This is a genomic window from Paenibacillus ehimensis NBRC 15659 (assembly GCF_004000785.1).
GTDB lineage: Bacteria > Bacillota > Bacilli > Paenibacillales > NBRC-103111 > Paenibacillus_G > Paenibacillus_G ehimensis.
Map to the genome: position 1 here is coordinate 18581 of NZ_BILX01000037.1, position 24943 is coordinate 43523.

General features: G+C 56.9%; 22 protein-coding genes and 1 pseudogene. 21 read left to right on the forward strand and 2 right to left on the reverse strand.

What is annotated here, in order from left to right; translation table 11 throughout:
- Nucleotides 1–223: 223 nt before the first annotated feature.
- The 12 genes and pseudogenes from PEH01S_RS20440 to PEH01S_RS20495 all read left to right on the forward strand — a co-directional run bounded on the left by PEH01S_RS20440 (nt 224) and on the right by PEH01S_RS20495 (nt 16226).
- A complete protein-coding gene (locus PEH01S_RS20440) occupies nt 224–2740 on the forward strand; it encodes a polysaccharide lyase family protein (RefSeq protein WP_127487738.1) in 2517 nt (838 codons plus the stop codon).
- Between the two features lie 78 nt (nt 2741–2818).
- Entirely contained in the window at nt 2819–4675 is a 1857-nt protein-coding gene (locus PEH01S_RS20445) for a cellulase family glycosylhydrolase (protein ID WP_127487740.1), read from the forward strand.
- Between the two features lie 137 nt (nt 4676–4812).
- Nucleotides 4813–5259 carry a MarR family winged helix-turn-helix transcriptional regulator gene (locus PEH01S_RS20450; protein WP_025848913.1) on the forward strand — a complete coding sequence of 149 codons (447 nt, stop codon included), beginning with the start codon at nt 4813–4815 and terminating at the stop codon, nt 5257–5259.
- A gap of 47 nt (nt 5260–5306) precedes the next feature.
- A complete protein-coding gene (locus PEH01S_RS20455; protein WP_127487742.1) occupies nt 5307–7070 on the forward strand; it encodes an ABC transporter ATP-binding protein in 1764 nt (587 codons plus the stop codon).
- Entirely contained in the window at nt 7036–8883 is a 1848-nt protein-coding gene (locus PEH01S_RS20460; RefSeq protein ID WP_127487744.1) for an ABC transporter ATP-binding protein, read from the forward strand. Before PEH01S_RS20455 ends, PEH01S_RS20460 begins: the two co-directional genes overlap by 35 nt.
- 201 nt (nt 8884–9084) lie before the next feature.
- Nucleotides 9085–9956, forward strand: a pseudogene (gene efeO, locus PEH01S_RS20465) (iron uptake system protein EfeO).
- 3 nt (nt 9957–9959) lie between these two features.
- Nucleotides 9960–11294, forward strand: coding sequence for an iron uptake transporter deferrochelatase/peroxidase subunit (gene efeB, locus PEH01S_RS20470; RefSeq protein ID WP_246063012.1), 1335 nt, complete (start codon nt 9960–9962; stop codon nt 11292–11294).
- Nucleotides 11291–11878 carry a hypothetical protein gene (locus PEH01S_RS20475; protein WP_127487746.1) on the forward strand — a complete coding sequence of 196 codons (588 nt, stop codon included), beginning with the start codon at nt 11291–11293 and terminating at the stop codon, nt 11876–11878. Before efeB ends, PEH01S_RS20475 begins: the two co-directional genes overlap by 4 nt.
- A complete protein-coding gene (locus tag PEH01S_RS20480) occupies nt 11851–13101 on the forward strand; it encodes an FTR1 family iron permease (RefSeq protein WP_127487748.1) in 1251 nt (416 codons plus the stop codon). Before PEH01S_RS20475 ends, PEH01S_RS20480 begins: the two co-directional genes overlap by 28 nt.
- A gap of 167 nt (nt 13102–13268) precedes the next feature.
- Nucleotides 13269–13568, forward strand: coding sequence for a hypothetical protein (locus PEH01S_RS20485; RefSeq protein ID WP_025848922.1), 300 nt, complete (start codon nt 13269–13271; stop codon nt 13566–13568).
- A 130-nt stretch (nt 13569–13698) separates the two neighbouring features.
- Nucleotides 13699–14070: a DUF423 domain-containing protein gene (locus PEH01S_RS20490; protein ID WP_127487750.1), complete on the forward strand. Its 372-nt coding sequence runs from the start codon at nt 13699–13701 to the stop codon at nt 14068–14070.
- A gap of 185 nt (nt 14071–14255) precedes the next feature.
- Nucleotides 14256–16226, forward strand: coding sequence for a putative bifunctional diguanylate cyclase/phosphodiesterase (locus PEH01S_RS20495; RefSeq protein ID WP_127487752.1), 1971 nt, complete (start codon nt 14256–14258; stop codon nt 16224–16226).
- On the opposite strand, the gene PEH01S_RS20500 is transcribed toward PEH01S_RS20495, so the two are convergent.
- On the reverse strand, nt 16214–16756 hold the full coding sequence (locus PEH01S_RS20500; protein WP_127487755.1) for a hypothetical protein: 543 nt from the start codon (nt 16754–16756) through the stop codon (nt 16214–16216). The two genes, PEH01S_RS20495 and PEH01S_RS20500, sit on opposite strands and share 13 nt — an antisense overlap.
- 441 nt (nt 16757–17197) lie before the next feature.
- On the opposite strand from PEH01S_RS20500, the gene PEH01S_RS35850 reads away from it, so the two are divergent.
- From PEH01S_RS35850 to PEH01S_RS20520, 5 genes are all read left to right on the forward strand, one after another.
- Complete coding sequence (locus PEH01S_RS35850) at nt 17198–17320, forward strand: hypothetical protein (RefSeq protein WP_281281499.1); 123 nt, start codon at nt 17198–17200, stop codon at nt 17318–17320.
- Nucleotides 17321–17448: 128 nt separating this feature from the next.
- Complete coding sequence (locus PEH01S_RS20505) at nt 17449–18774, forward strand: FAD-binding oxidoreductase (protein WP_036713561.1); 1326 nt, start codon at nt 17449–17451, stop codon at nt 18772–18774.
- Nucleotides 18775–18896: 122 nt separating this feature from the next.
- Nucleotides 18897–19199 carry a YunC family protein gene (locus tag PEH01S_RS20510; RefSeq protein ID WP_025848927.1) on the forward strand — a complete coding sequence of 101 codons (303 nt, stop codon included), beginning with the start codon at nt 18897–18899 and terminating at the stop codon, nt 19197–19199.
- Between the two features lie 135 nt (nt 19200–19334).
- Nucleotides 19335–20276 (forward strand): alpha/beta hydrolase, encoded by a 942-nt coding sequence (locus PEH01S_RS20515; RefSeq protein ID WP_127487757.1) that lies wholly within the window; start codon nt 19335–19337, stop codon nt 20274–20276.
- A 136-nt stretch (nt 20277–20412) separates the two neighbouring features.
- The gene (locus PEH01S_RS20520) at nt 20413–21126 is read left to right on the forward strand and encodes a FadR/GntR family transcriptional regulator (RefSeq protein ID WP_025848931.1); all 714 of its coding nucleotides are present in this window, start codon (nt 20413–20415) and stop codon (nt 21124–21126) included.
- A gap of 43 nt (nt 21127–21169) precedes the next feature.
- Here the strand turns inward: PEH01S_RS20520 and PEH01S_RS20525 are convergent, their stop codons facing one another.
- Nucleotides 21170–21415, reverse strand: a complete 246-nt coding sequence (locus tag PEH01S_RS20525; RefSeq protein WP_127487759.1) for a hypothetical protein — start codon at nt 21413–21415, stop codon at nt 21170–21172.
- Nucleotides 21416–21602: 187 nt separating this feature from the next.
- Between PEH01S_RS20525 and PEH01S_RS20530 the strand changes: the two genes are divergently transcribed.
- The 4 genes from PEH01S_RS20530 (at nt 21603) to PEH01S_RS20545 (ending at nt 24938) form a co-directional block, all read left to right on the forward strand.
- Nucleotides 21603–22349 carry a (Fe-S)-binding protein gene (locus PEH01S_RS20530; protein WP_025848934.1) on the forward strand — a complete coding sequence of 249 codons (747 nt, stop codon included), beginning with the start codon at nt 21603–21605 and terminating at the stop codon, nt 22347–22349.
- Complete coding sequence (locus PEH01S_RS20535) at nt 22330–23877, forward strand: LutB/LldF family L-lactate oxidation iron-sulfur protein (protein ID WP_127487761.1); 1548 nt, start codon at nt 22330–22332, stop codon at nt 23875–23877. The genes PEH01S_RS20530 and PEH01S_RS20535 overlap by 20 nt, the downstream gene beginning before the upstream one ends.
- The gene (locus tag PEH01S_RS20540; RefSeq protein WP_025848939.1) at nt 23870–24640 is read left to right on the forward strand and encodes a LutC/YkgG family protein; all 771 of its coding nucleotides are present in this window, start codon (nt 23870–23872) and stop codon (nt 24638–24640) included. The genes PEH01S_RS20535 and PEH01S_RS20540 overlap by 8 nt, the downstream gene beginning before the upstream one ends.
- A gap of 118 nt (nt 24641–24758) precedes the next feature.
- Entirely contained in the window at nt 24759–24938 is a 180-nt protein-coding gene (locus PEH01S_RS20545) for a small acid-soluble spore protein H (protein WP_025848940.1), read from the forward strand.
- The last annotated feature ends 5 nt before the right edge of the window (nt 24939–24943 follow it).

Here is a 24943-nt window from a genome sequence, read left to right on the forward strand (position 1 = left end):
GACTATTAGTGTAACCCTTACGAACCGCGGCAATTGCCGTCGGTCACCGGGTTGGCTGATCGTCGCGCTTTTTTTGGCAAACTTCGACAATACTTTACTTTGATATGTCATATTTTGCATGATACAATGTGTTTCAAGGGGAATTCCTTGAAACTGAAGTTTTGACGAGTTCCACGATACGAAAGAAAGGGTTGGTGTTGTGCGCAGCAGGCTAAAATCGGGTTTGATTGTATTTATCGCCATAACGCTGTGGTTTACGGGATTCGCCTACCCATTGCCTGAAACATCGGCAGCGGACGCAATTTCCGGAGTCACCTGCACTTCCGGCGTTACTTATGGCGGACGGGAATGGAAACCAACCTCTATCGATAAGCGATGGTCGTTTGAAAGCAGCGGACAGCCATGGAGCGGAGTTAACGCGACGCGGGAGAGCAATCCGCACAATGCCGCTAATCCGGCGCTTGCCGTCACCATAGGCGACGCAAGCGCCGCTTACAAGAGCGCGGTCGGCTCTCTTGGATTTACTGCTTCAGAGCTGGCGGAGTTTGTAAATAAGCCCGATCGGCTGGTACGGGTACAATTCAGACGTTGGCAGCCGGAGGGGTGGGGCGGCGGACAAGGTTCCCGAATATATTGGTCGACGAATTCGACGGCAGGCGTTCAGTGGACGGACGGCAGTGCAGATACGTTATCCAATACGCAAAAAAACGGAGACCTCGAGACGCTTTATTATTACGGGACCGACAGCCGGTTTCAACCGAAGAACGGAGGGACCCTCAACGATATCCGCTTTGAGATTCAGGCGTTAAACTTCGCTGGAAAACAGCCATCCGGAACCAAAGTGTTTTTTGACGATATGACCATTACGGTGCTGGAGCCGGCGGACGGATCGGATTCTACGCTGTGGAGAATCGGTAAAAACGACGGAAGCTCGGCTGAATTTTCGAATTACAAAGCACAAACGGCCCCTTTCCCGGTTCCTTCCGATTGGAAAACAAAAACCGATTGGACAAGCGTATCCAAAGGCTTGAACGCAAGTGTAAACCAAACACTGTCCTTTTCATTTACATTAAATGAAGTGCCATGCGAAGGAGTAGAGCTTCATTTCCGCATTCTGGACGCCTACAGGTCCATACCTCAAATGGCGGTTTTCTCCAACCAGATCATGGCAGGACTCATCCAAATCGCCGGCATAAACGGCAGCGGGGCTGTAGATTCGGCCGGAAAGCCGCTGGCGTATAAGAATACTTACCGTTTGTTTATCCCGCCGTCGCTTTTGCAAAAAGGAACGAACACCCTAAGGCTGGAAGCATACGGGGGGCATTTGGCCGATTCAACCGGCGATCCTTACCTTTGGTGGGTTTGGGATTATTTGCAGCTTGACGCCTTGCAGCAGCCGGCAGTGGAGCCTGTTCATGGCAGATACGTTCATCTCGGGACGAATATGTTGAATAATTTTGCGTACAACGACGACGTGATCCGACAGTATTCCCAACTTACCAAGTGGATGGGGATCGCGTACAGCGGCAACTGGATGAGAATAGGCTTCTGGTCCGATACCCAATCCAAGTGGCGACCCCATGCCCGATCCGTATTGGAGACGCTGAAGCAGCTTAATTTGACCCCGTTGGTCGATATTTTCGGAAGTGACATTACAGTGAGAGATCCGGATATCGCTGCTGGTAACGTTCCGCCCTGGGTGAAGCAATATTATGAAAAATTTATTACGGATTTCGGAGATTTGTTTCAGTACGTCGAAGTCGATAACGAGCCCGGAGGATACAATCATACCCTGGCCGGCACGATCGCCTTGGCTAAGTTTTTGAAAGAACATCGGGACTCACCGGAGGGGAAGAAGAATCTGAAAATTGTCGCGCCCGGCTGGTCCTATAACGAGAAAAAGGGGATTCCGGCAGGTTGGGAAAGAGATCCGAAATACCGTAAGCAAGTCGAAGATTACGCGGATTTGACCAACGGCCACAGCTACGGAACGACCGGGGTCGGTGCTTTGGGCAAAAGGGGAGGAGCGCTGATCGAGAATTTGCTGACCTATGATGATTATACCGGAGACGGGTTAAAGAAAGAGATGGTCATGAGCGAAACAGGCGCGAACGACACGCATTTCGACGGCGATCCGCGATTCGGCACGCAAAGCGGCGGAAATAAATATAAGGCCATCTTTGACCGGGAGCTCCGGAGCGATATCGGGTATGCGGATCATATTATGCAGCATGCCGCATTTTATACCGACTCGAGCGGCGTTTCCTACAGTCTGTTCAAGCCCACTGTCGACTGGAATATATTGCAGCCCGAACAGGTGGTTGCTTGGCAGAACGTCAACGAAGCGAACGATTACCGTCTTGCGACATTCCGCAGGCTTGCTCTTGCTTACGCGACACATGGAAGGCCGCTTGCCTATGACTATGTCAACCGTACTGACGTTGCCGACAAGAAGGTATACTTTCGGGCGGTCGATACTTCGTCTTTACCTGCATCCGCCGTGGGAGCGAAAGCGGATAAAATTTTGCTGAATTTTGTCAATTTCGATAAAACCCCTCAGACGATGCAGGTACGCGTGACCATGCCGCAATCGGGAACTTATGCCGGAGAGCGATTTGGACCGGGGACCTCTTATGCATCGGCCTATTCGAAGGTTACTCTACAGGCAAATCCGGCTGTGCTTATAACCGAAACGCTGCAACCGGGCGAGGCGGTTCAATATATTCTGAACGTACGGTAACGATAGCGCCTACTGCAGCGGTTCCTTGAGGAAACAGACGTCATTCATCCGAAGTGCCTGGAGGAGGGCTTATTCCCTATGAAGAAGACTGTGGTTGTTCTGATCGTTTGTCTAGTCTTGTTTTATAGCTTTCCGATCCCGCAAGCCAAAGCGATGGACGCGGATTATTTCGGGGTGAACGAGCATCCGCACCGCTATGCGGATTATCCGGCTTTAATCGACCAAATCGCCGCTTCTCAAGTCAAGTGGATTCGCATTTCCCCCGAGTGGGGAGCCATCGAACCGGCGAAAGGGAAGTACGATCCCAACGTGTTGGCCAAAATGGACGATATCGTCAAGCGGTTAACGGACAAAGGCATCAACATTGTATGGATATTGGCTTATACCGCGCCCTGGGCTTCCTCCAAACCGGGCGACCCGGACAGCACGCGCTATAAGCCCGCGAACTGGGCTGATTGGGAAAGCTATGTAAAATTTATTACGGGCAGATATAAGGGCGTCATTCATCATTGGGAAGTATGGAACGAGCCCGATTATTCGATATTCTGGAAAAGCGGTACAAGCGATTATTTCACTTTGCTGCAAAAGGCTTATAACCAGATCAAAGCGACCGATCCAACCAACCAAGTGCTGATGGGGGGGCTGGCTTTGTCGTACGGGGGCGACGCCAACTACGGAGTGGGCGCTTGGTTCGATCAATTGATGGATCTGGGGGCGGGGAACTATTTCGACGTTATCAATTATCATGCCTACGGACCGTCGCAAGAGCTTGTAAAGAAATATAACGGTTTGATGGAAATCGTGCGCAAGCACAGCTCCAGCCTGAGCGGTAAGCCGATCTGGATTACGGAAACCGGCTTAACCTCCAAAGGTACAAAAATTTACGAGCAAGCGGAATATGTAGATCGAGTCTATGTGATGAATAAAAGATGGGCGAACATCGCCAAAGTCTTTTGGTACAATTACCGCAATGCGAATGTGGGCGACGTCACGGAAGACAACTACGGGCTGGTTAAGCAAGATTTGTCACCATTGAAGGCATTTTATCATTATCAGGCTTTAAACGGAGCGGAAACCATCTTCGGAACCGAGGTGAACCGGGCGCTCACCTTGTCCTTAAATACCTCCCCGGGGGATAGTGGAGTCAAGAATTACGGTTCGCATATCGAGATTGACTCAGGCAAATATGCTTATTTTCGGGTGAACGACGAATGGCTGCGCAATGCGAACGAAGGTCTCGATCCGACCGTTCAAGTGGAGGTCACCTATTTGGATAGCGGAAGCGGCTCGTGGTTCCTCCAGTATGACGGTCAAAAGGGGGCTTACACCCCGACCGCTCAGGTTGTTCTAGGAAATACGGGAGAGTGGAAAACGCAAAGCTTTACGCTGAACGATGTGAAGTTTGACAATGGGCAAAACGTGTCTTCCGATTTTCGCATATGGTCGAGAAGCGGGGTCATCCATATCGGTAAAGTTAAGGTGAAAAAACAAAGCAACAGAGCGAAGGTTATTCTGAAAGAAAAGAACTTGTACACGCAGATGGAACAAATCCAGTGCGGAGATCCGAAAGAAGAGCCTTACACTGTGGTTGAAACCGTCGGAGGCCTGGAAGCCCGAAAAATAATAGCGAACAATAAATATGTGTATTTTCAAGTATCCGACGGATTCGTTCGGGAGGGCGACACGCATTTAACGATCAAAGTGTCTTATTTTGATGCCGGAGAGGATAAGATCCTGATTGAGTACAATGCTATCGACCATGATTACAAAGCGCTGGTGATTAAAAAAGAGAAAACCGGTACGTGGAAGGAAGCGGTTTTTAACATAACGGACGCAAAATTTACCCATCGGCAAAACTATCGCGGCGATTTTAGAATAGGCAACGGCTACGACAATAGCGTTGAGCATATCCGATCCGTTGAAATTATTAAGTAAGAAGCATGGCTATGAAGGACAGCTTGTTTGGTCAACGACCAACCGGCTGTCCTTTTTTAGGAAAACCCATTGACAGAGGCTCCCAAATCTTCTAACCTAATTTTATTTAGCCGACAAACGAAAAGGAGGACTTCCCGATGTCGCATGACGATTCGCTGACCCGTTTGATGCGGCATGTGCTCAAGCTTCACCGGCATAGCGTCGATCTGATGATTCAGAAATACGACGTTTTTCCCGGACAGCCTCCGCTGCTCATGCGGTTGTCGGAGCGGGACGGGCAGAGCCAGAAGGAGCTGGCCGACAGCATGCTCATCAAGCCGCCTACGTTAACCGTGATGCTCAACCGGATGGAGAAGACGGGGCTCGTCGAACGGAAGCCGGACCCGGACGATCAGCGCGTATCCCGCGTCTACTTGACCGCGAAAGGACGGCAAGCCGCCGCCGGCGTTCAGGAAGCGCTGCAGGTACTAGAGGCGAAATGCTTCGAGCATTTCAGCCCGGAGGAAAAAATGCTGTTCCGGCGGCTCCTGTGGCAGGTCCGCGACGACCTGGAGACGTTTCAGCGAAATTTCAAGGATGAATAGTTAGCCGGCAAACAAGCGGAGGATAACCCAATCGGAGGAATTTTAAAGTGTGGAAGCTTAGAACCTACTTGAAGCCTTATGCATGGGCTGCACTGCTCGCGCCCCTGTTTATGGTGCTGGAGGTGGGCATGGATCTGCTGCAGCCGAGGCTGATGGCAAGCGTCATCAACGAAGGCGTCGTGCGCAGCGATCTGGCGCACATTTGGCATACGGGCCTGCTGATGATTGGCGCGGCGCTTGTCGGATTGCTCGGCGGCGCGGGCTGCACGATCTTTTCCAGCCGGGCGGCGCTCGGCTTTGGGGCGGATCTGCGTCTCAGCCTGTTTCAAAAAGTGCAGACGTTTTCGTTCGACAATTTGGACCGGCTGACGACGGGATCGCTTGTAACCCGGCTGACAGGGGATGTCATGCAGGTGCAGAACCAAGCTCAGATGCTGCTGCGCGTCATGGTTCGCAGCACGTCGCTTGCGGTAGGCAGCATCGCGATGATGATCGCGCTCAGTCCGCGGCTCTCGCTGATGCTGCTTGCGGTGGTGCCGCTTCTGATGGCTATTTTGTACACGCTGATCCGGCTGTCGGTTCCGCTGTTCGGCCGGGTGCAGGAAAAGCTGGACGGGCTGAACACGGTGCTTCAGGAGAACCTCAAGGGTATTCGCGTAGTGAAAGCGTTCGTCCGCTTCGCCGTTGAACGCGAGCGCTACGGGAAGGCGAATCGGGAGCACCTGGAGGTCGCCCTGAAAGCCGCACGGACCGTTGCGGCCAATATGCCGCTGATGATGCTGGTGCTGAACGCGGGCATCGTGGCCGTGCTCTGGTACGGAGGCGGGCAGACATGGGAAGGCACGATGCCGGTGGGCGACTTGATCGCGTACCTCAGCTATATGTCACAGCTTCTCTTCTCCCTGCTGTCCGTCGGCATGCTGCTGATTTCGTTCTCCCGGGCGAAGGCGTCTGCGGACCGCATCTGCGAAGTGCTGGAAACGAAGCCGGGCATCGCGGAAGCGAAGCAGGCCAAAGCCGGCGCGATCCGGGCCGGGCACGTGAGGTTCGACCGGGTATCGTTCTCGTTCGATCCGGGAAAGACGGACTTCGTGCTGAAGGACGTCAGCTTTGCCGTCGAGCCGGGCCAGACGGTCGGCATTCTCGGTGCCACCGGATCGGGCAAATCGTCCTTGGTAGGCCTGATCCCAAGGCTGTTCGATGCGACGGAGGGCCGGGTGCTGATCGACGGCACCGAGGTGAGAGACATCGATTCCAAGCATTTGCGCAGTCAAGTCGGGATCGTGCTGCAGCAGGCGGTCTTGTTCAGCGGCACGATTCGCGACAACATCCGCTACGGGCGGCCGGACGCCTCGCAGGAGGAAGTCGAGGCGGCGGCCAGAGCGGCGCAGGCCCACGAGTTCATTGAACGTATGCCGGACGGCTACGATACGGAGCTGGGGCAGCGGGGCGTCAATCTGTCGGGCGGCCAAAAGCAGCGTTTATCCATCGCGCGGGCGCTGCTGCTCCGGCCTAAAATTTTGATTCTGGACGACAGTACGAGCGCCGTCGATCTGGTGACGGAAGCCCGCATCCGCGCGTCTCTGGAAGCGTTGATGAGGGATACGACCTGCATCGTCATCGCCCAGCGCATTGCGTCGGTAACGGAAGCGGACTTGATCCTTGTTCTGGAGGACGGCGCGATTGCCGCCCGGGGCACGCACCGGGAGCTGCTGCGGAGCAGCGCGATTTACCGCGATATTTACCGCTCCCAGCACGGAAAGGAGGCGAGCGTCCGTGACATCTCAAGCTCAACCCTCAGCCCGTCCTGACGGGAAAAAACCGGCGGATATTCCGGTGTCAGCGTTCGGATTCGGACGTCGGGGAGAACCCGTGCCCAAGGTGAGGGCGAAAAATACCCGTGCCGCGATTCGTCGGCTATGGGGGTATCTGAAGCGGCAGCGGGCCGCCTTGGCCGGCGTCATCGCGCTGGTGCTGCTCGGGCTCGCGCTGTCGCTTGCGGGACCGTATCTGATCGGAACGGCGATCGACCGCTATATATCGCTTAACGATCCGGAAGGCCTGCTGCGGCTGTGCGGCCTTTTGCTGGCCGTCTATATCGGCGGCAGCGCCGTTTCCTGGCTGCAAACGTATGTCATGTCCGGCATCGCCGGGCGGACGGTGTGGGAGCTGCGGCGCGACCTGTTTGGCCACATGCAGGAGCTGCCGGTGCGCTTCTTCGACAAGACGCCGCACGGGGAGCTGATGAGCCGCACGACGAATGACATCGACAACGTCTCGAACACGCTGAACCAAAGCTTGCTTCAGCTCATCACAAGCGTCGTCACGCTGCTCGGCTCGCTGACGATGATGCTGCTGCTGAACGGATGGCTGACGCTCGTCGCGCTCGTGATCATTCCGCTCGTCACCGCGGTCGCCCGGCAAATCGGCAAGCGCACCAAGAGCCAATTCAAGGAACAGCAGCGACATCTCGGCGCGCTGAACGGCTTTATCGAAGAGACGATCTCCGGGCAGAAGGTCGTCAAAATCTACAACCGCGAGGAGCTGGCGGCGCAGCAGTTTCAAGAGATTAACGCCCGGCTGCGGCAGGCGGGGACGCGGGCGCAGATTTTTTCCGGCATGATGGGTCCGTTCATGAACCTGTTGAACCATACGAGCTTCATTTTGCTGGCAGTCGCCGGGGGCTGGATGGCGTACAACGGATGGACGACGATTGGAGTCATCGTCAGCTTTCTGAATTACTCCAAGCAGTTCAGCGGCCCGGTCAACGAGCTGGCGAACCAGTACAATATGATTCAATCCGGCGTGGCCGGAGCGGAACGGGTGTTTGAGATCCTGGATACCGAGACGGAGTTCGGGACCACGGGCGGCCGGATGCCGCAAGAAGCCATCCGCGGGGAAGTGGAGTTCGACCGGGTAACGTTCGGTTACGGCGACACGCCGGTGCTGCGGGACGTATCGTTCGCTGCAAAGCCGGGGCAAGTCGTCGCCTTGGTCGGTCCGACCGGATCGGGCAAGACGACGATCATGAACCTGCTCACCCGTTTTTACGATATTTCCGAAGGGGCCATCCGGATCGACGGCAAAGATATCCGGGAATGGGACAAAAACAGCCTCAGATGCCGCCTCGGCATGGTGCTGCAGGATGCGCATTTGTTCTCCGGCACGATTCGCGACAATATCCGGTACGGGCGGCTGGACGCGACGGAGGAGGAGATTCGGTCGGCGGCCAAGCTGGCGAATGCGGACGGCTTCATCCGCAAGCTGCCTCAAGGGTATGACACGCCGCTCTCGGCGGAAGGCGGCAATCTGAGCCACGGGCAGCGGCAGCTGCTTACGATTGCCAGAGCGATTCTTTCCGATCCGTCCATTCTCATATTGGACGAAGCGACCAGCAGCGTCGATACGCGTACGGAGATGCACATTCAGGCAGCGATGAAGACGCTTATGCAAGGGCGGACCAGCTTCGTCATCGCCCACCGGCTCAGCACGATTCAGGAGGCCGACCTGATTCTGGTCGTGCGCGGAGGCGAGATCGTCGAGAGGGGCACGCACGAGCAGCTTTTGGCGCAGCGGGGGCTGTATGCCGGGATGCATGCCAATCCGTCCGCCGACGCCGGCTAGCCGGCAGACCGGAAGCTGAAACGGAGTCTCAATCTTCGCAATTCTAGAAGATTGGGGCTTTTTTTGCGAATGTTGACAAAAGGTTTACAACTAAAATTTTTCATTGAAAATCATCGACTTCTATGATACTTTATCTCTGAGAATAATTATCATTATCATCGAATAACCATAATGATTATAGGTAAAAGGGAGATTAGATTTATGACGAAGACGTTCACGACCGTTTCCTCCATCGTGCTTTGCTCTGCACTGCTGCTTGCCGGATGCAGTGAGAATGCGAAGAAAGAAGCCCGGCCTGCTCCTTCGCCGGCGGCAAGCGATGCGGGCGCGAAGCCGGCATCGGCAGCGGTAGATTTTAAAAACGCAACGGAGCAGTACCGCAAATTTGTCATTGAGCAGTGCGATGCGTTCGTCAAAGCAACCGGCGATTTCACGGCAGCCGTCAAATCAGGCGATGTGAAAAAGAGTCAGGAGCTGTACGCTCCGACGCGGATGTTTTATGAGCGGATCGAGCCGATTGCCGAAGCGCTCGGCGACCTTGATCCGAACATCGATGCGAGGGAAGGCGACGTGGACGAGAAAGAATGGCGGGGCTTCCACCGGATCGAGAAAGCGCTCTGGGTCGAGCAGTCGACCAAGGGCCAGGAAGAAACGGCCGACCGTTTGCTGAGCGACAGCAAGCTGCTGCGGGCGAAAGTCGAGACGGTGGAGATTGAGGCCAATATGCTGGTCACCGGCGCCGTCGAGCTGCTGAACGAAGTGTCGGCTACGAAGGTGACCGGGGAAGAGGAGCGATACTCCCATACGGATCTGTACGATTTCGCAGCAAACGTCGAGGGAGCGAACAAAATTTTCGAGCTCTTGAAGCCGGAGCTGGAGAAAAAAGACGCGGCCTTGGCGCAAACGATCGAAACGCGTTTCGCGGAATTGAACCAAACGCTTGCGCCGTTCAAAAAGGCAGCGGCTATGTGACGTACACGGAGCTGACGCAAGAGCAGACCAAGAAGCTGAGCCAAGCCATCGATGCGCTGGCAGAGCCGCTGTCGGGCATGGGCAAGCTGCTGGGGGCGTAATCCATGGATGAGGCGAATAAACAAGCGACGGAAAAAAGCCGGGAAGAAGACGAAAAGCCGCTCGACGGGCAGGACCCTTCGTCCATCAGCCGCCGCGACCTGCTCAAGCTGGCCGGCGCCGGAGGCATCGGACTGCTGCTCGGGTCGGTCGGCGTCGGCAGCGTGTGGGCGGGAACGGCCAAGCTGGGGGCGCCGGCTGCCTCCACGGCTTCAAACGCGGGCCCCAAGCAGGTCATCCCGTTCTACGATACGCATCAAGCAGGCATTGTAACGCCTGCGCAGGATTTTATTTGCTTTGCCGCTTTCGATCTGACGACCGTGAAGCTATCCGAAGTCAGGGACTTGTTCCGCCGTTGGACGGAAGCGGCGGCGAAAATGACGGCAGGGCAGCCGGTTGGCGGCGAGGACGACCAGCCGAGCTTGCCGCCGGCGGATACGGGCGAAGCGGCAGGCCTGCATCCGTGCCGGACGACGATCACGTTCGGCGTCGGTCCCTCCCTATTCGACGGCCGATTCGGGCTGGGGGCCAAACGGCCGGAGGCTCTGGCGGATTTGCCCCGTTTCGGCGGAGACAGCCTGCGGCCCGAATGGTGCGGCGGCGATATCGGCGTGCAGGTATGCGCGGACGATTTGCAGGTCGCCTTCCATGCGCTGCGCAACCTGACGCGTCTTGCCCGCGGCGTCGCCGTGCTGCGCTGGACCCAGGAAGGCTTCCAGCGGACGGGCGGGTCCGGTTCGGCAGGCGAGACGCCCCGCAACCTGATGGGCTTCAAGGACGGAACGGCCAATCCGGATATCCATGACAAGCAAGCGATGAACGATATCGTCTGGGTGCAGCCTTCGGAGCAGCCCGCCTGGATGAGCGGCGGCAGCTACATGGTCGTCCGGCGAATCCGGATGCGCATCGAGGTGTGGGACCGTTCCACGCTCAGCGATCAGGAGGCGACGTTCGGGAGATACCGGAGCAGCGGAGCGCCTCTGGGGGCGAAGAACGAGTTCGACCCGCTGGCGCTGGACGCCAAGGACGAAGCCGGTCAGCCGGCCATTCCGCTCACCGCGCATGTTCGTCTGGCGCACGGCGAGGGGCCGTCCGAGAAAATTTTGCGCCGTTCGTATTCTTATTCCAGCGGGATCGACCGTCAAACGGGGCAGCTGGACGCCGGGCTGTTGTTCATCTGCTACCAACGGGACCCGCGTGCCCAGTTCGTTCCGATCCAGCAGCGCCTCGCGAAGCGGGATAAGCTGAACGAATACATTGTGCATGTGGGCAGCGCGTTGTTTGCTTGTTTTCCGGGCGCGCGGCAAGGCGGCTACATTGGGGAGGGACTGTTCGAATGAGCCGGCGGACGAAGAGGGGAAAAGCGTACGGGATACGCTCTCATGGCAAACAGAGCTTCCTCGTCCTCCTGCTGGCCGTCGCCGTGCTGCTGTTCGGCTGGAGCGGCCGTACGCTTGCCGAAGCGGCTGCATCCGACTCGTTGATGCCGCTCGTCGGCGGAGCGCTGGTTCATGCGGGCGAGCACAAGTGGCAGGAAACGGCCGCGGAGCTGGAGAAGTTCGAGGCGGAATGGCGCAAGCTGAACGCGCCCTCCGGCGAAGCGGCCGATAGCGTCGCGTCGGCCTTGGCCGAGGCGAAGAAGGCGATGACCGTCGCCGCCTCCAAGCCCGACGAGGCCTACGAGGCCGTGTCGAAGCTGACCAAGGCGGTCGGACGTTTCGCGGGGGCCGGAGCGAAAAAGGAGCCGAAAGCGGACGGGAAACAGGCGGCTGGCTCGCTGCTTAGACGCAAGCGGATGTTCAGAATGGCGACTGGGACAAAGCCCGGAGCCGTTATAAGCAGTTCGACAGCCTGTGGTCCAAGAGCGAAGGCGCGATCCGGTCGGATTCGTCCGGCGTGTACGGAGAGATCGAGACGAAGCTAAGCCTGATCCGGATCGCGCTGCAGGCGGAGCCGCCGAAGGCGGAAGCGGCGGACAAGGGCATCCGCGAATTGATCCAGCTGATCGACGACTACGCCAGCGGCAAGCTCAGGGAGGACGCCGCCGCTTCCGGCCAACAATCGGTATCCGACGCGCTGGCGATTCTGCAAAAAGCCGCGGATGCCATCGGGGCGGGCCGCAACGCGGAAGCGGCCGATCAGCTTCAGGCTTTTATCCGGATCTGGCCTTCCGTCGAAGGAGAGGTTCGCACGAGAGCTCCGGACACGTACGACCGGATCGAACGGCAGATGACGGAGGCGGCCAGCCGGCTGCTGTCCAATCCCCCGCAGCCGGAGGAAGCGGGCCGCATTGTCTCGGAGATGCGGACGGAGCTTCAGCCGTTCACGGCGCAAGCGAGCTATTCCGCTTGGGATGCCGCGATTATCCTGCTGCGCGAAGGGCTTGAAGCGCTGCTCGTGCTGGCTGCGCTGCTGGCCTTCTTGCGCCGGACCGGCAACGCCTCCAAGCAAGCATGGGTGTGGAGCGGCGGAGCGGCAGGGCTGGTCGTCAGCGGCGGCTTGGCTGTCGCGCTGACCATGACGATCGCCAATGTCGCGTCAGGAAGTACGCGCGAGCTGGTGGAAGGCATCACTGGCCTCGTGTCCGTTGTCCTAATGCTTACCGTAGGCGCATGGCTTCACCGCAAGTCCCACGTCGAGACGTGGAACCGATATGTAAAAGACCGGGTCGGCGTGGCGCTGGCGGGCGGCAGCCTGTGGTCGCTCTTCCTTGTTGCGGCGCTTTCGATTTTGCGGGAAGGCGCGGAGACAGCCATCTTCTATATCGGCATGGCCCCCTCCATCGATCCGGGGCAGCTTGCGCTTGGCATCGGCTCTGCCGCCGTGCTGCTGTTTCTGCTCGGGTACGTCATCGTCCGGGGAAGCGTCATGCTGCCGATCCGTCCGTTTTTTCTGGGAGCTACGGTGCTGATTTATTACCTGGTCCTCAAATTTTTGGGCCAGAGCATCCACGCCTTGCAAATCGCGGGACAGGTTCCTGCGCATGTGCCCGGCTATCTTCCTTCCTGGAATTGGCTCGGCGTCTACCCGACCTGGGAAACCTTCGTTCCGCAGCTGCTGGCGCTTCTCTTTATCGCGCTCCAATGGGTCCGGCAAGAGCGGAAAATGCGGGGAGACGCCCGTGAACCGGGACCGCATACGGTGTAATCCGCTGCCTGCGGCGGGATCGGTTCAAAAAAATGACGAACTTTTGTCCCGCAACGGGTTGGAAAAGGCAGGAGTTTGGACGCAGAACGTCGAATTCGTCATATGAAACGGGGGCATGTAACTTCAGAGCAACGATCAGCTTCGCCCCCTGCCGGAGGAGGATGGCAATGAAATATGCGATTTGCCAAACAGTCAAAATTGTAGACATGAACGAAGAAATTATGGCTGAAGTGCTGTTCGACCACGGAGAGCACGAGGCGCCGGGTTTAACGATCGGCTGCTCCGTCATTTCGTATCAGCTTGGGTTGAAAGAGTTCGAAGTGGTTTACGATAAGCGCGAAGGCAAGCAGGAGCGGTTCAAGGTCATCGACATCGAGATTGACTTGCTCAAGAAACCGGCCCTCACCCGCGTCTTTCTGGAGCCCGTTACCCTGATCGTCGGTCAGCACGATATCGGCCAAATGTAGCCGCGCATCCATCATCCGCATAACGTTAGAAGTCCTGCTGACAAGCCGAATTCGGCGAGAAGGCAGGACTTATTTTGTTCATTTGGCAGTGGGGAAAAAATACTATATCATGGAAAGGGAGGTGAAGTTGATGAACAGAACGTTTGTGGCTCTTGGCAGCATTTGCGCATTTCTGTCGGTGGCGCTCGGAGCCTTCGGCGCACATGCGCTGAAAGGAAGACTCGCTGCGGACATGCTGGCCAATTTCCAGACCGGCGTCCAGTATCAGATGATGCATTCGCTCGGGCTGATCGCCGTTGGACTTGCAGCCTCCCTGCTTCCGGCCAGCGGACATTTACGACGGGCCGGCTGGTCGATGTTTGTCGGGATCGTATTTTTTTCCGGCAGTCTGTATGTTCTGAGTATAACGGGGATAAAGCAGTTGGGAGCGATTACGCCGATCGGCGGGGTTGCTTTTTTGTTCGGCTGGCTGTCCTTGGTCCTGGCCCTTCGGGCAAAATAAGTCCTAAGCCTCTTTCTCCGGATTCGGCAGGTCTTCATGCCGAATTTTTTTATGCCTACCTTTCTGGAATAACTCGCTTTTTTTGTCGATTTAGCAGGAAAAAGACAGTTGTGCGTAGAAATTCTACGGACAAGATTGGAAATGGAATACTCTGACAACATACCTTTCCGGGAAAGGAGGCCCGCATGTCTAGGACCGACGGATCAGCAAATGGAACACAACCGCGCGATGAAAAAAGAACGATGCTGTTCGCATGCGGAGGGACGGCGGTCGGATTCCTCGTCGGCTGGTGGGTCGGAGGGGCTTTCCTATGGGGATTCGGTGCAGCCGTCTTCCTGTTGACGGCTTATTCGTGGGAACGTATTGTTCGGCTGTCCCGGGCCGTGTCCGAATCGGATGCCCGAACCCGTGCGGCGGAGGAACGGCTTCACAGCGTGGACAGCCGGTTGAACGCGCTGTTCCAGCACCATCCGGGCGCCATTGGGCTGATCGATCCGGGAGGATGTTTTCTGCAATGGAATCCGGCTGCGGAACGCACGTTCGGATACCGGGAGGAAGAGCTGCGAGGCAAGCACCTGCGCACCCTGTTTCCGGAAGAGCTGGCCGGCAGGACGAACAACTTTTTCACCGAAGTGCTGCATGGATCGCCGCTTTCGTTCAAAACGTCGCTTCTGCATAAAGACGGATACCGCGTCGATCTCGATACGACGGTCGTCCCGGTGAAGGAGCAGGGGATCACGACGGGGGTTCTGATCGTTTGCCAGGACATTACGTCCGCAACGCGAACCGAAGAGCAGATTCGGCATCTGGCTTACTATGACGACATGACGGGACTTCCGAACCGCAGACTGTTCGTGCAGCATTTGAACGCCGCTATTGCGGCCGCGTCCCGGAACGAACGAAAGCTGGCCGTCTTGTTCGTCGATATCGACCGTTTCAAGATCGTCAACGATTGCTTCGGGCACGATTATGGAGATATGCTGCTGCTGCAGGTAGCGGAACGGTTCTCCCGTTGCGTGGGCCCGGAAGATTATCTGGCGCGCACGGAGGGAGACGAGTTTGCGTTTTTCTTCCAGATGCCGAATCAAGCAGCGGACCCGGTGGGAACGATCGCAAAGGCGATATTCGACGTACTGGAAGAGCCCTTCGTGCTGGGACAAAATCTGGTTCACCTGACGGCCAGCATCGGCATATCGCTGCTGTCCCACGAGGACGAATCTGCGGATTCGCTTATGATTTGCGCGGATATGGCATTGACCCGGGCCAAGGAAAAAGGCAAAAACAACTATCAGCTGTTCAACAGCGAGATGAAATCCGTATCATTGAAACGCTTAACTCTGGAAAGCGAGCTTCGGCGGGCACTGGCCAAAAACGAACTGCTGCTGCATTACCAGCCGCAGATCAATATTGCGACCGGCCGCATTGTCGGGTTCGAGGCGCTCGTCCGGTGGCAGCATCCGGAGCGCGGGCTGGTTGCGCCGGGAGAATTCATTCCGTTCGCGGAAGACAGCGGTCTGATCGTGCCGATCGGCGAATGGGCGCTGAAGGAAGCCTGCCGGCAGAACAAGCAGTGGCAGGATGCCGGGCTGGAGGTCGTGCCGGTGTCGGTCAATTTGTCGATCCGGCAGTTCATGCAGCATCAGCTGTGCGCCAGAATTGGCGGGACGCTTAGGGAAACGGGGCTCGATCCCGCTTTGCTGGAGCTTGAAATTACGGAGAGCTGCACGATGGATGTCGATTATGCCAGCGATCTGCTGCATGAGCTCAAGAAGCTTGGGGTCAAAATCAGCATCGACGATTTCGGCACCGGCTACAGCTCGTTGTCCTATTTGAAAAAATTCCCGATCGACAAATTAAAAATCGACCGCTCCTTCGTGCGTGACATTATGACCGATCCGAACGATGCGGCCATCGTCGCTTCGATCATCGCGATGACCCGGCATTTGAATATGGAAGTCATCGCGGAGGGGGTCGAAACCGAGGAACAGCTCCGATTTTTGCATGACAACCAATGCCATCTCATTCAAGGCTTTTATCTGAGCCCGCCACTCGCCGTTCCCGACGCGGAGCGTCTGATGAAGCTTTGCTCTGCGCAGGCTGCGCCCGGTGGGGAGAGCCCCCTTTCAATTAAAAAAGGCCCGGATCAGCGGGCCTGAAAATCGTCAATTTCGTTAATTTTAAGCAGGTAGACTTTCTTCTCGTCGACATGATAGACCGTGAGGTTTCCGCTGGGCGGGTCCGTATTGATAATACGGCACGGCATGCTGAGCTTGACCCCCTTCTCTTTTACAACGGACAAACGCACTAGCGCATTGCTTTGTTGAAAGGCTTTCATTTCTTCCCAGATCTGCTTGAACGGGTCGGCCCCGGGGCGTTTTTCCTCCGCAGCCTTAGCCTCCGTGGCGTTCGAAGCGGATGGAGCTTTCGGGGCGGGTTCCGCAGGAGCGGTGTTCGGCCGGTTTTTCGTCGGCTCGGCGGACGTGTCGATTTTTTTTAGGATGGCATCTTTCAACGAGGCTTCGATCGTTTTACCTAATTCCACCCCTTGCTTGATTTGATAATCGGTTACAAGTTCCGAATTGAGCAGATGCAGCAACTTTTCCAAGGCTCGCCCGTTGGTATCTTCCTCAATCATGATGTCTACATTGAACAAAAACTTTCGTTTTTGCAGGTTGTTGGCTTCCACAGGCGGCTCCTCCTCATTTGATGCTTGCGTAATCATTACTATACCACTTTTTTCTATAGGAAAATAGAAGCATACGAGATGGATTTATTATCCATAGGGCGTTCGTACGCGATGGAAATAACTTGAAGGGCGAAAACGGCGTATGGCGACGAACTTGGCTTGCTGATGCTGCAGTAGGTTAGAACTATGTTCAGGATAAAAATGGTAGGCCTTAATAACTAATATGATGCGAGAATACTACATCCAAAGAACTATGTCAATTTTTTTGTGTTCTTCAATAATTATGGATATATTTGTAATTTTATGGTAAATTAACGATAGCTGCCGGATATCCCTCTTGCGTGAAGCAGAGGGGGAGGCTAACGTTCCCTGGACCTGCGGTATAGTGCAATAGATGTTCTATTGGTTATTGGTTTAGGATGATCAGGGAGTTGAATGTAGATGGGTGCTCCAAAAGAGTCGCTTTTAGGCAAAGCTGTCAAAATCATTTTATGGCTGGTCGTCATTTATTTTTCGTTACTGATTGTTGCCGGCGTTGTTCATTTTATTTCAACTTCAGGGTAAAAAACCGTCCGGCGGATTGTTCCTGTATGCCATAATCAACCGTCTCCGCGTTCTACCGCTATCCTTCCTCAAATATAGATAATCGAAAAGCTTGCAATGTCTCGCGGAAACCGAGGAGGGGTTGAATTGTGGCATTGACGGCAGGATTGACCGGGCGCGTGATTTGGCAAGGGCAGCCCGGCTACGAAGAGGCAAGACGCGGTTTTAACGCACGTTTCTCCAAGTATCCGGCAGTCATCGTGTACTGCCAGATTACACAAGACGTTGTCAATGCCGTTTTATGGGCGCGCCAATACAAAGTGCCTTTTCGCATCCGCTGCGGAGGACATAGCTATGAAGCGTACTGCCTTGTCGACGGCGGCCTCGTCATTGATACCAGCGGGCTGCTGCAACTGCAGATTTATGAACGGCAGGGCGTTGCGCGAATCGGCGCGGGCTTCCGCTTGCTTCCTCTTTACGAAGAGCTGTGGAAAAAAGGGCTGGCACTGCCGGGAGGAACATGCCCGGGCGTCGGGATCTCCGGATTGACGCTTGGGGGCGGCTTCGGACTGCTATCCAGGCTGTACGGCATGACTTGCGATAACGTAATCGAACTGGAAATGGTTACGGCGCAGGGAAATGCGATTCGCGCCAACAACGAGCAGCACCCCGATTTGTTCTGGGCATGCCGGGGTGCGGGCGACGGCAGTTTTGGCGTCGTTACTTCCTTCACTTTCCGCGTCCATCCGATTGATAAAGTGGCTTATTATTCGCTGACCTGGGATTTCGCCCAACTGAAGGAAGTGGTGCGCTACTGGCAAAATTGGGCCTCTCGTGCGGATAACCGCCTGACGTCGGTTTTATTGCTTTTGTCGCAGCAAGGCGGTACGATCCATTCCAGCGGAGTTTTTGTCGGAGAGGAACAAGAGCTTAGGAGCATCGTTCAACCGCTGCAGAAGGTGGTTCCGCCCAAGACGGCGAATTTTCGTACGATGACTTGGATCGAAGCCGCCCGTTTATTTGCAGGAACGCCAGTCCAGCAAGCCAAATTTAAAAATTCATCCGCTTACGCCTACGAGCCTTTTTCGGATGCCGCTCTCGACGTATTAAGCCGCCATTTGCAAAACACTCCCGGGGCAGCGGATATGGTCGCGTTTGATGCTTACGGCGGCGCCATTAAGCAGGTGTCCCCGGAGGCGACCGCTTTCGCCCATCGCAATGCCTTGTTCGTCATGCAATATCAAGCGTATTGGAACCAGGATGCGGAGGCGGCTCTCCATATCGATTGGGTGGAACGTTTTCGCCAAGCCATGCTTCCCTATACCCGCGGCGCTTACCGCGACTATTGCGACAGCCAGATCGCCGATTGGCCGACCGCCTATTTTGGAGACAATCTTGCCAGGCTGCGGCGCGTCAAACAACTGTACGATCCGGAGAATCTATTCCGCTTCGAGCAGAGTATTCCTCCCTGGTGATGGAAATCCGGGTATCCGGCTGAACATGCAAAATCTTCCTTCCCGATCCCCCCACTGTGCACGGATGCAAGTTCGGGGGCATATAGTGTAAGCACACGGGTGTTAAAGGGGATGCTAGGTCAATGATGCGCATGGAACCGGTGGATTTGGATGGGCGCACGGCGCTGGCAATCGAGGTGAAGCTGCCGAAGACGACGCTGCTCGCCGTAACGACCGACAAAGGGTACATTATGTGCGGGGCGCTCGACGTGGGATTGCTGAATGAACGTCTGAAGGAACGGGGCATTATCGCCGCCCGGGCGACGGGCGTGCGGACGATCGAGGAGCTTTTGGAGGCGCCGCTGGAGTCGGTCACCTACGGAGCGGAGGCGCTCGGCGTGGTGCCGGGGATGAAGGGCCGGGACGCGGTTGCACGGATGTTTTGACCAATATCGCTTGGGTGAACCGCCGGAGAAATTCGGGCGGTTTTTTTAATGGACGACGACGTAGATATCTTTCCCCGAAGGAGCAGTTCGTCCTATAATAGGACGGTAGGATATTCGGGAGAACGGAGGAGTCCGATGAGAGACAGACAATTTACATTCCCAGACCCTGACGGGGAAGCGATATTCGTCTATGAATGGCTGCCGGAGGAGGACGTACCGGTAAAGGGCGTGGTACAAATCGCGCACGGGATGGCCGAAACGGCCGCCCGTTACGAGCGATTCGCCGGGGTGCTGACGAGGGCAGGCTATGCGGTGTACGCCAACGACCATAGGGGACACGGCCGGACGGCCGGCGGTCCGGAGCGGTTCGGGGTCATCGGCGAGAACGGTTTTCAACGCATGGCGGAAGCGATGGGACAGCTGACGGACCTGATTCGCGAACGGTTTTCGGACGTCCCTTTTTACGTATTCGGCCACAGCATGGGGTCGTTTTTGACTCAGAAATATATGTACTTATTTCCCGGGAAAGCGGACGGCATCGTCTTGTCGGGGACGAACGGGCCGCAGAAGCTGCTTGCAGTCGGCAGCGCGTTGGCCCGGAGACTGGCGGCCCGCAAAGGGGAGCAGCATCGCAGCGAGCTGTTGATGCGGCTTACGCTGGGCAGCTATAACCGCCAGTTTCGGCCGAATCGGACGCCGTTTGATTGGCTTAGCCGCGACGAACGGGAGGTGGACCTTTTTGCGGCCGACCCGGATTGCGGCTTTGCTATGACGGCGGGGTTCTGGATTGATTTCTTCCGCGGGCTGCAAGAGATTCACGATGAGCGGAACATGCGTCGGATTCCGGTCGATTTGCCGGTCTATTTATTTTCCGGAGAGCTCGATCCGGTCGGCCGCAGAGGAAAAGGGGTTGTCGAATTGGCCGGGATCTACCGGGAGCTGGGCTTGCGGCATGTGACATACAAGCTGTATCCGCAAGGCCGGCACGAGATGCTGAACGAGATTAACCGGGATGAAGTGATGCAGGACGTTCTCGATTGGCTGGACGAGCAGACGGCCCGTCATTACGGTGTATGAGCGGGAGGGCGCGACGCTCCCGGTTGTTCCCGGACAGGCTGCTGTCGTGTTTAAGCGGCAGCCTCATCCGGTTGTGCTCCCTGTAAAAGCGGGTATAATGGAACTGACGCGTCAAGACGAACGGGGGGACGGGTAGGTGGAGATTCAAAAAATTACGCCGCGCAAAATTTCCGAAGCCATCGCCGAGCAAATCAAGGAGCAGATTGTCAGCGGTACGCTGAAGCCGGGAGATAAGCTTCCTTCCACGAAGGAGCTGTCGGAGAGCTATCAGGTGGGGCGCTCCACGATCCGGGAGGCGCTCAGCGCGCTCAAAGCGATGGGCCTTGTGGAAAGTCACCAGGGCGAAGGCAGCTATGTGCGCAGCATCGAGTCGCAGGATGTGGACTTGCCGGAATTCAACTCGCTGCTGATGAGCCGGGACACGGTGATGGAGCTGATCGAGGCGCGCCAAGCGTTGGAGGTTTCCAATGCGGCGCTTGCGGCGGAGAAACGGACGGAGGACGACCTGCGGCGCTTCGAGGCGGTGCTGAAGCGGATGGAGGAGCACCTGGGCGACGAAGAGGAAGGCGAGCGGGCGGATATCGAGTTTCATCTTGTCCTTGCCCAAGCGACGCACAATTCGATCATGGCGCGGATGGTCGAATCGATCTCGACGCAGATGCAGACGGCGATCCGCGAAACGCGGCGGCTGCAAATGTATGCGAACCGCACGGTGTCCCGGCAGCTGCTGCAGGAGCATCAAGCCGTGTACGAGGCGATCAAGCGGCAGGATACGACGGCTGCGCAGGACGAGATGCGGCGGCATTTGTTTCATGTCGAGCAGGTGCTGATCCGCTATTTGAAAAAGTAGGACAAGGGGAAGGGAAGGACCGGCCGTTGTTGAGCGGAGCGGTCTATCCGTCCCTGTCTTTCGGAAAGCCGAAGGTGAGCAGCACGAAGCCGACCAGCATAAAAAACCAAACGAAAAAGTTTTCAAAAAATGTCGGGTTGGTCGGCGTCGCATCGTACGAGCCTCGCGCAGCCGATCCGGCCGCAGGTATCGCTGCGGCAATCTTTGCCCCGATTCGCTCGGCGGTGTAATAGGCGCCGCTGGCGAGCAGGAAGACCGTCCCAATAATTTTGTTCAATCGATTTCCCATCGGCAATGCACTCCTTTCTTGGAAATATCATGTTGGAGCACCTTGATTATCCTTCGTTGGTTACTCATTCGACGCTTTCCCCCGGAAAAAAGTTTCATTTGAGAGGGAGGAGGCTCTTTTCAAAAGCTAACTTATCTGATAACCTGACAAGTAAGTGAAGAAACCAAACCGAAGGATGGGGACCTGTATGCGAGTTTCTTTATTCATCACGTGTCTGGCCGACCAGATCTACCCGGAAGTCGGCGAAAGCGTCGTCCGGCTCCTGCACCGATATGGCTGCGAGGTTGATTTTCCTCGGCAGCAGACCTGCTGCGGACAGCCCGCGTACAACAGCGGCTACCAGGATGACGCCCGCGAGGTGGCGCGCAACCTGATCCGCGCGTTCGAGCACAGCGATTATGTCGTCTCGCCGTCCGGCTCCTGTACCGGAATGGTCCATCATTATTACCCGCAGCTGTTCGAGAACGAGCCGGAGTGGAAGGCCAAGGCGGAGAAGCTGATCGGGAAAACGTACGAGTTCTCCCAGTTCCTGGTTAACGTGCTGGGCGTAAAAGACCTCGGCGCCGTGTACGAGGGCAAGGCGACGTATCATCCGTCTTGCCATGCGATGCGCCTGCTCGGGGTGCGCGAGGAGCCGGGCGAGCTGATGGCGCATATCGAGGGGCTGGAGCTGGTCGAGCTGCCCCGCAAGGAGGATTGCTGCGGCTTCGGCGGCACGTTCGCCGTCAAGATGGCCGACATGTCGGAAGCGATGGTGTGCGAGAAGGCTGCCAACGTATGCGCGACGAATGCCGACCTTTTGATCGGTACGGACATGGGCTGTCTGATGAACATCGGAGGCCGTTTGAATAAAGAAAACAAGCCGGTGCGTGTCATGCATCTGGCGCAGCTGCTGGAGGAAGGGGTGAAGCGCGGTGAGCGGCACGGCAAGTGAGAAGGAACTGATCGGCACGGGGTTAAAGAAGCGCACGGAAGAAGCGCTGGCGAACGATTTTCTCCGCAAGGCGGTTGCGTTTACGACCGACAAGCTGAAGACGGCCAAGCTTCAGGTGACGGACGATTTCGGCCACTGGGAGGATTGGCGCGAGCGGGGGAGACAGATCCGCAAGCATGTCGTGGAACATCTCGACTATTATTTGACGCAGTTTACCGATAACGTTTCCAAAGCCGGAGGCCATGTCTATTTCTGCCAAACGGGGGACGAGGCGGTCAAGACGTTTATGGAAATTGCCGGGAAGCGCCGGGCGAAGCTGGTGGCGAAGGGAAAATCGATGGTATCGGAGGAAATTCATCTGAACCGTCATTTGGAGGAACGCGGGATCGAGGCGATCGAGACGGATCTCGGCGAGTATATCCTGCAGCTGGCAAAGGAAACGCCGTCGCATCTGATCATTCCGGCGATTCACAAAAACAAGCAGCAGATCGCGGATATTTTCTCGGAGGAGGCGGGTGAGACGTTTGCGCCGGAGACGAAGGTGCTGGCCAAGTATGCCAAGCAGCGGCTGCGCAATTATTTTCTGGAGGCGGATATCGGGCTGACCGGCTGCAATTTCGGCGTTGCCGAATCGGGGGCGATTACGCTGGTGTCCAACGAAGGCAACGGGCGGATGGTGACGACGCTGCCGAAGTGCCACGTCGTCGTCATGGGTATGGAACGCCTCGTGCCGACCTATGACGACCTGGAGGTCGTCCTGAACCTGCTTGCCCGCAGCGCTACCGGGCAGAAGCTGACAACTTACACGTCGATGATCACCGGACCGCGACGCGAAGGCGAGCTCGACGGGCCGGAGGAGCTTCATCTGATCGTGCTGGACAACGGGCGGTCGGCACAGCTCGGCGATCCGGTGTTCCAGGAGGTGCTGCACTGCATCCGCTGTGCGGCCTGTCTGAACGTATGCCCCGTGTACCGTCACGTGGGCGGGCACACCTACGGCAGCGTGTACAGCGGCCCGATCGGGGCGGTGCTGACGCCGCTGCTCCAGCAGGATATGAAGGAAGCGGGGCAGCTGGCTTACGCCTCCAGCCTGTGCGGGGCCTGCTACGAGGCATGCCCGGTCAAAATTCCGCTGCACGACATGCTGGTGCAGCTTCGGGCGCGCAAGGTGCGGCTCGGGCTGACTCCGCTGGCGGAGCGCGCCGCCTTCAAGACGTTCCGGACGACCTTCGGGAACGTCACGCTGTACAAGATGGCGACGAAGTCCGCCTATTATATGATGAAGCCTTTCGTGAGCAGAGGCGTAATCAAGAAGGCGCCGGGTCCGGCAGCGGGCTGGACGCAGTCCCGCCATTTCCCGATGAAGCCGAAGCTGTCGTTCCGCGACCGCTGGGACGCGCTCCAGCAGGAGCTGAAGCAAACCGGCAAGCGGGCCGGCCAGAGCGAAGCCGGTGCAGCCCGCGGGCAAGCTGCGCCCGGACGGGACGAGGCGGATGGCTCTGCGAAAGGAGGCGGGCGCCATGAGTAACGGAACGATCCGCGGCCGCGAAGCGTTTATCGCGAATTTGTCGTCGAGGCTCGGACGCCGGGAGGTCGCAGCGACGGCTCCGGCCCACCCGTTTCGCGGCGCGCCGGAGTTTTATAAGCAGATCAAGCTGACCACGGAGGAAAAGATTGAGCTGTTCACCCGAAACTGGCAGGCTCTGACCGGCAAGGTGCTGGTGGTGGATGAAGCGGAGGCGGCCGACAAAGTCGGCGCTTGGCTGCGGGACGTCGCCGCGGAGCTTGGCGTCACGCATGTGTCCCGCTGGGAGCACGAAGGACTGAAGGCGCTTGGCCTGGACGAGGCGCTGGCCGCCTCCGGCATCGCCGTCGCGCCATGGCGGCCGGTGGAAGCGGGCGACAGCGAGGGATGGCCGAAGGCGGCGGGAGACGCGAACTGGGCGCAGCGGAGCGAGCTGCTGAAGCGAACCGAGCGCTGCCAGCTCGGGATCGTCTGGCCCGACTTCGCCGTAGCGAATACGAGCACGTTGGTGCTCCAATGCTCCCCGCAGCGCGGCCGCTCGGTAAGCTTGCTGACGGAAATTTTGTTCGCCGTCTTCCGTGCGGATCAGCTCGTGTACCGGATGGGCGAGGCGTTCGAGCAGATCACCCGCGGCAAGCAGCTCCCATCGCAGTATGCTTCGTCGCTTAACCTGATTACCGGGCCGAGCCGCAGCGCCGACATCGAGAACGATCTGACGATCGGCATCCACGGTCCCGGCAAGGTATACGCGGTCATAATCCGGTAGTCTGGGGCAAACATACCGTGCTTGTCGTTATGGACTGAATTCGAAGTGGAGGTCGGAAGCATATTCCAGCCGCTTGCGCGCATACTATGACGGTTACCAATCCAAGGAGGTCATAGCCATGAATAAGCAGCGCGCCCAGGAAATCGCCGCTTCGCCGGTGATGGCGAACGTGACGTACGAAGGAGTTCCGATTTATATCCAGCATGTGGACGAGGAACGGGAGACTGCCAGAGTTTATCCGCTTGATCAGCCGGAGCAGGAGCAAGAGGTTCCGCTGAACAGTTTAACCGAAGGTTAAATTTT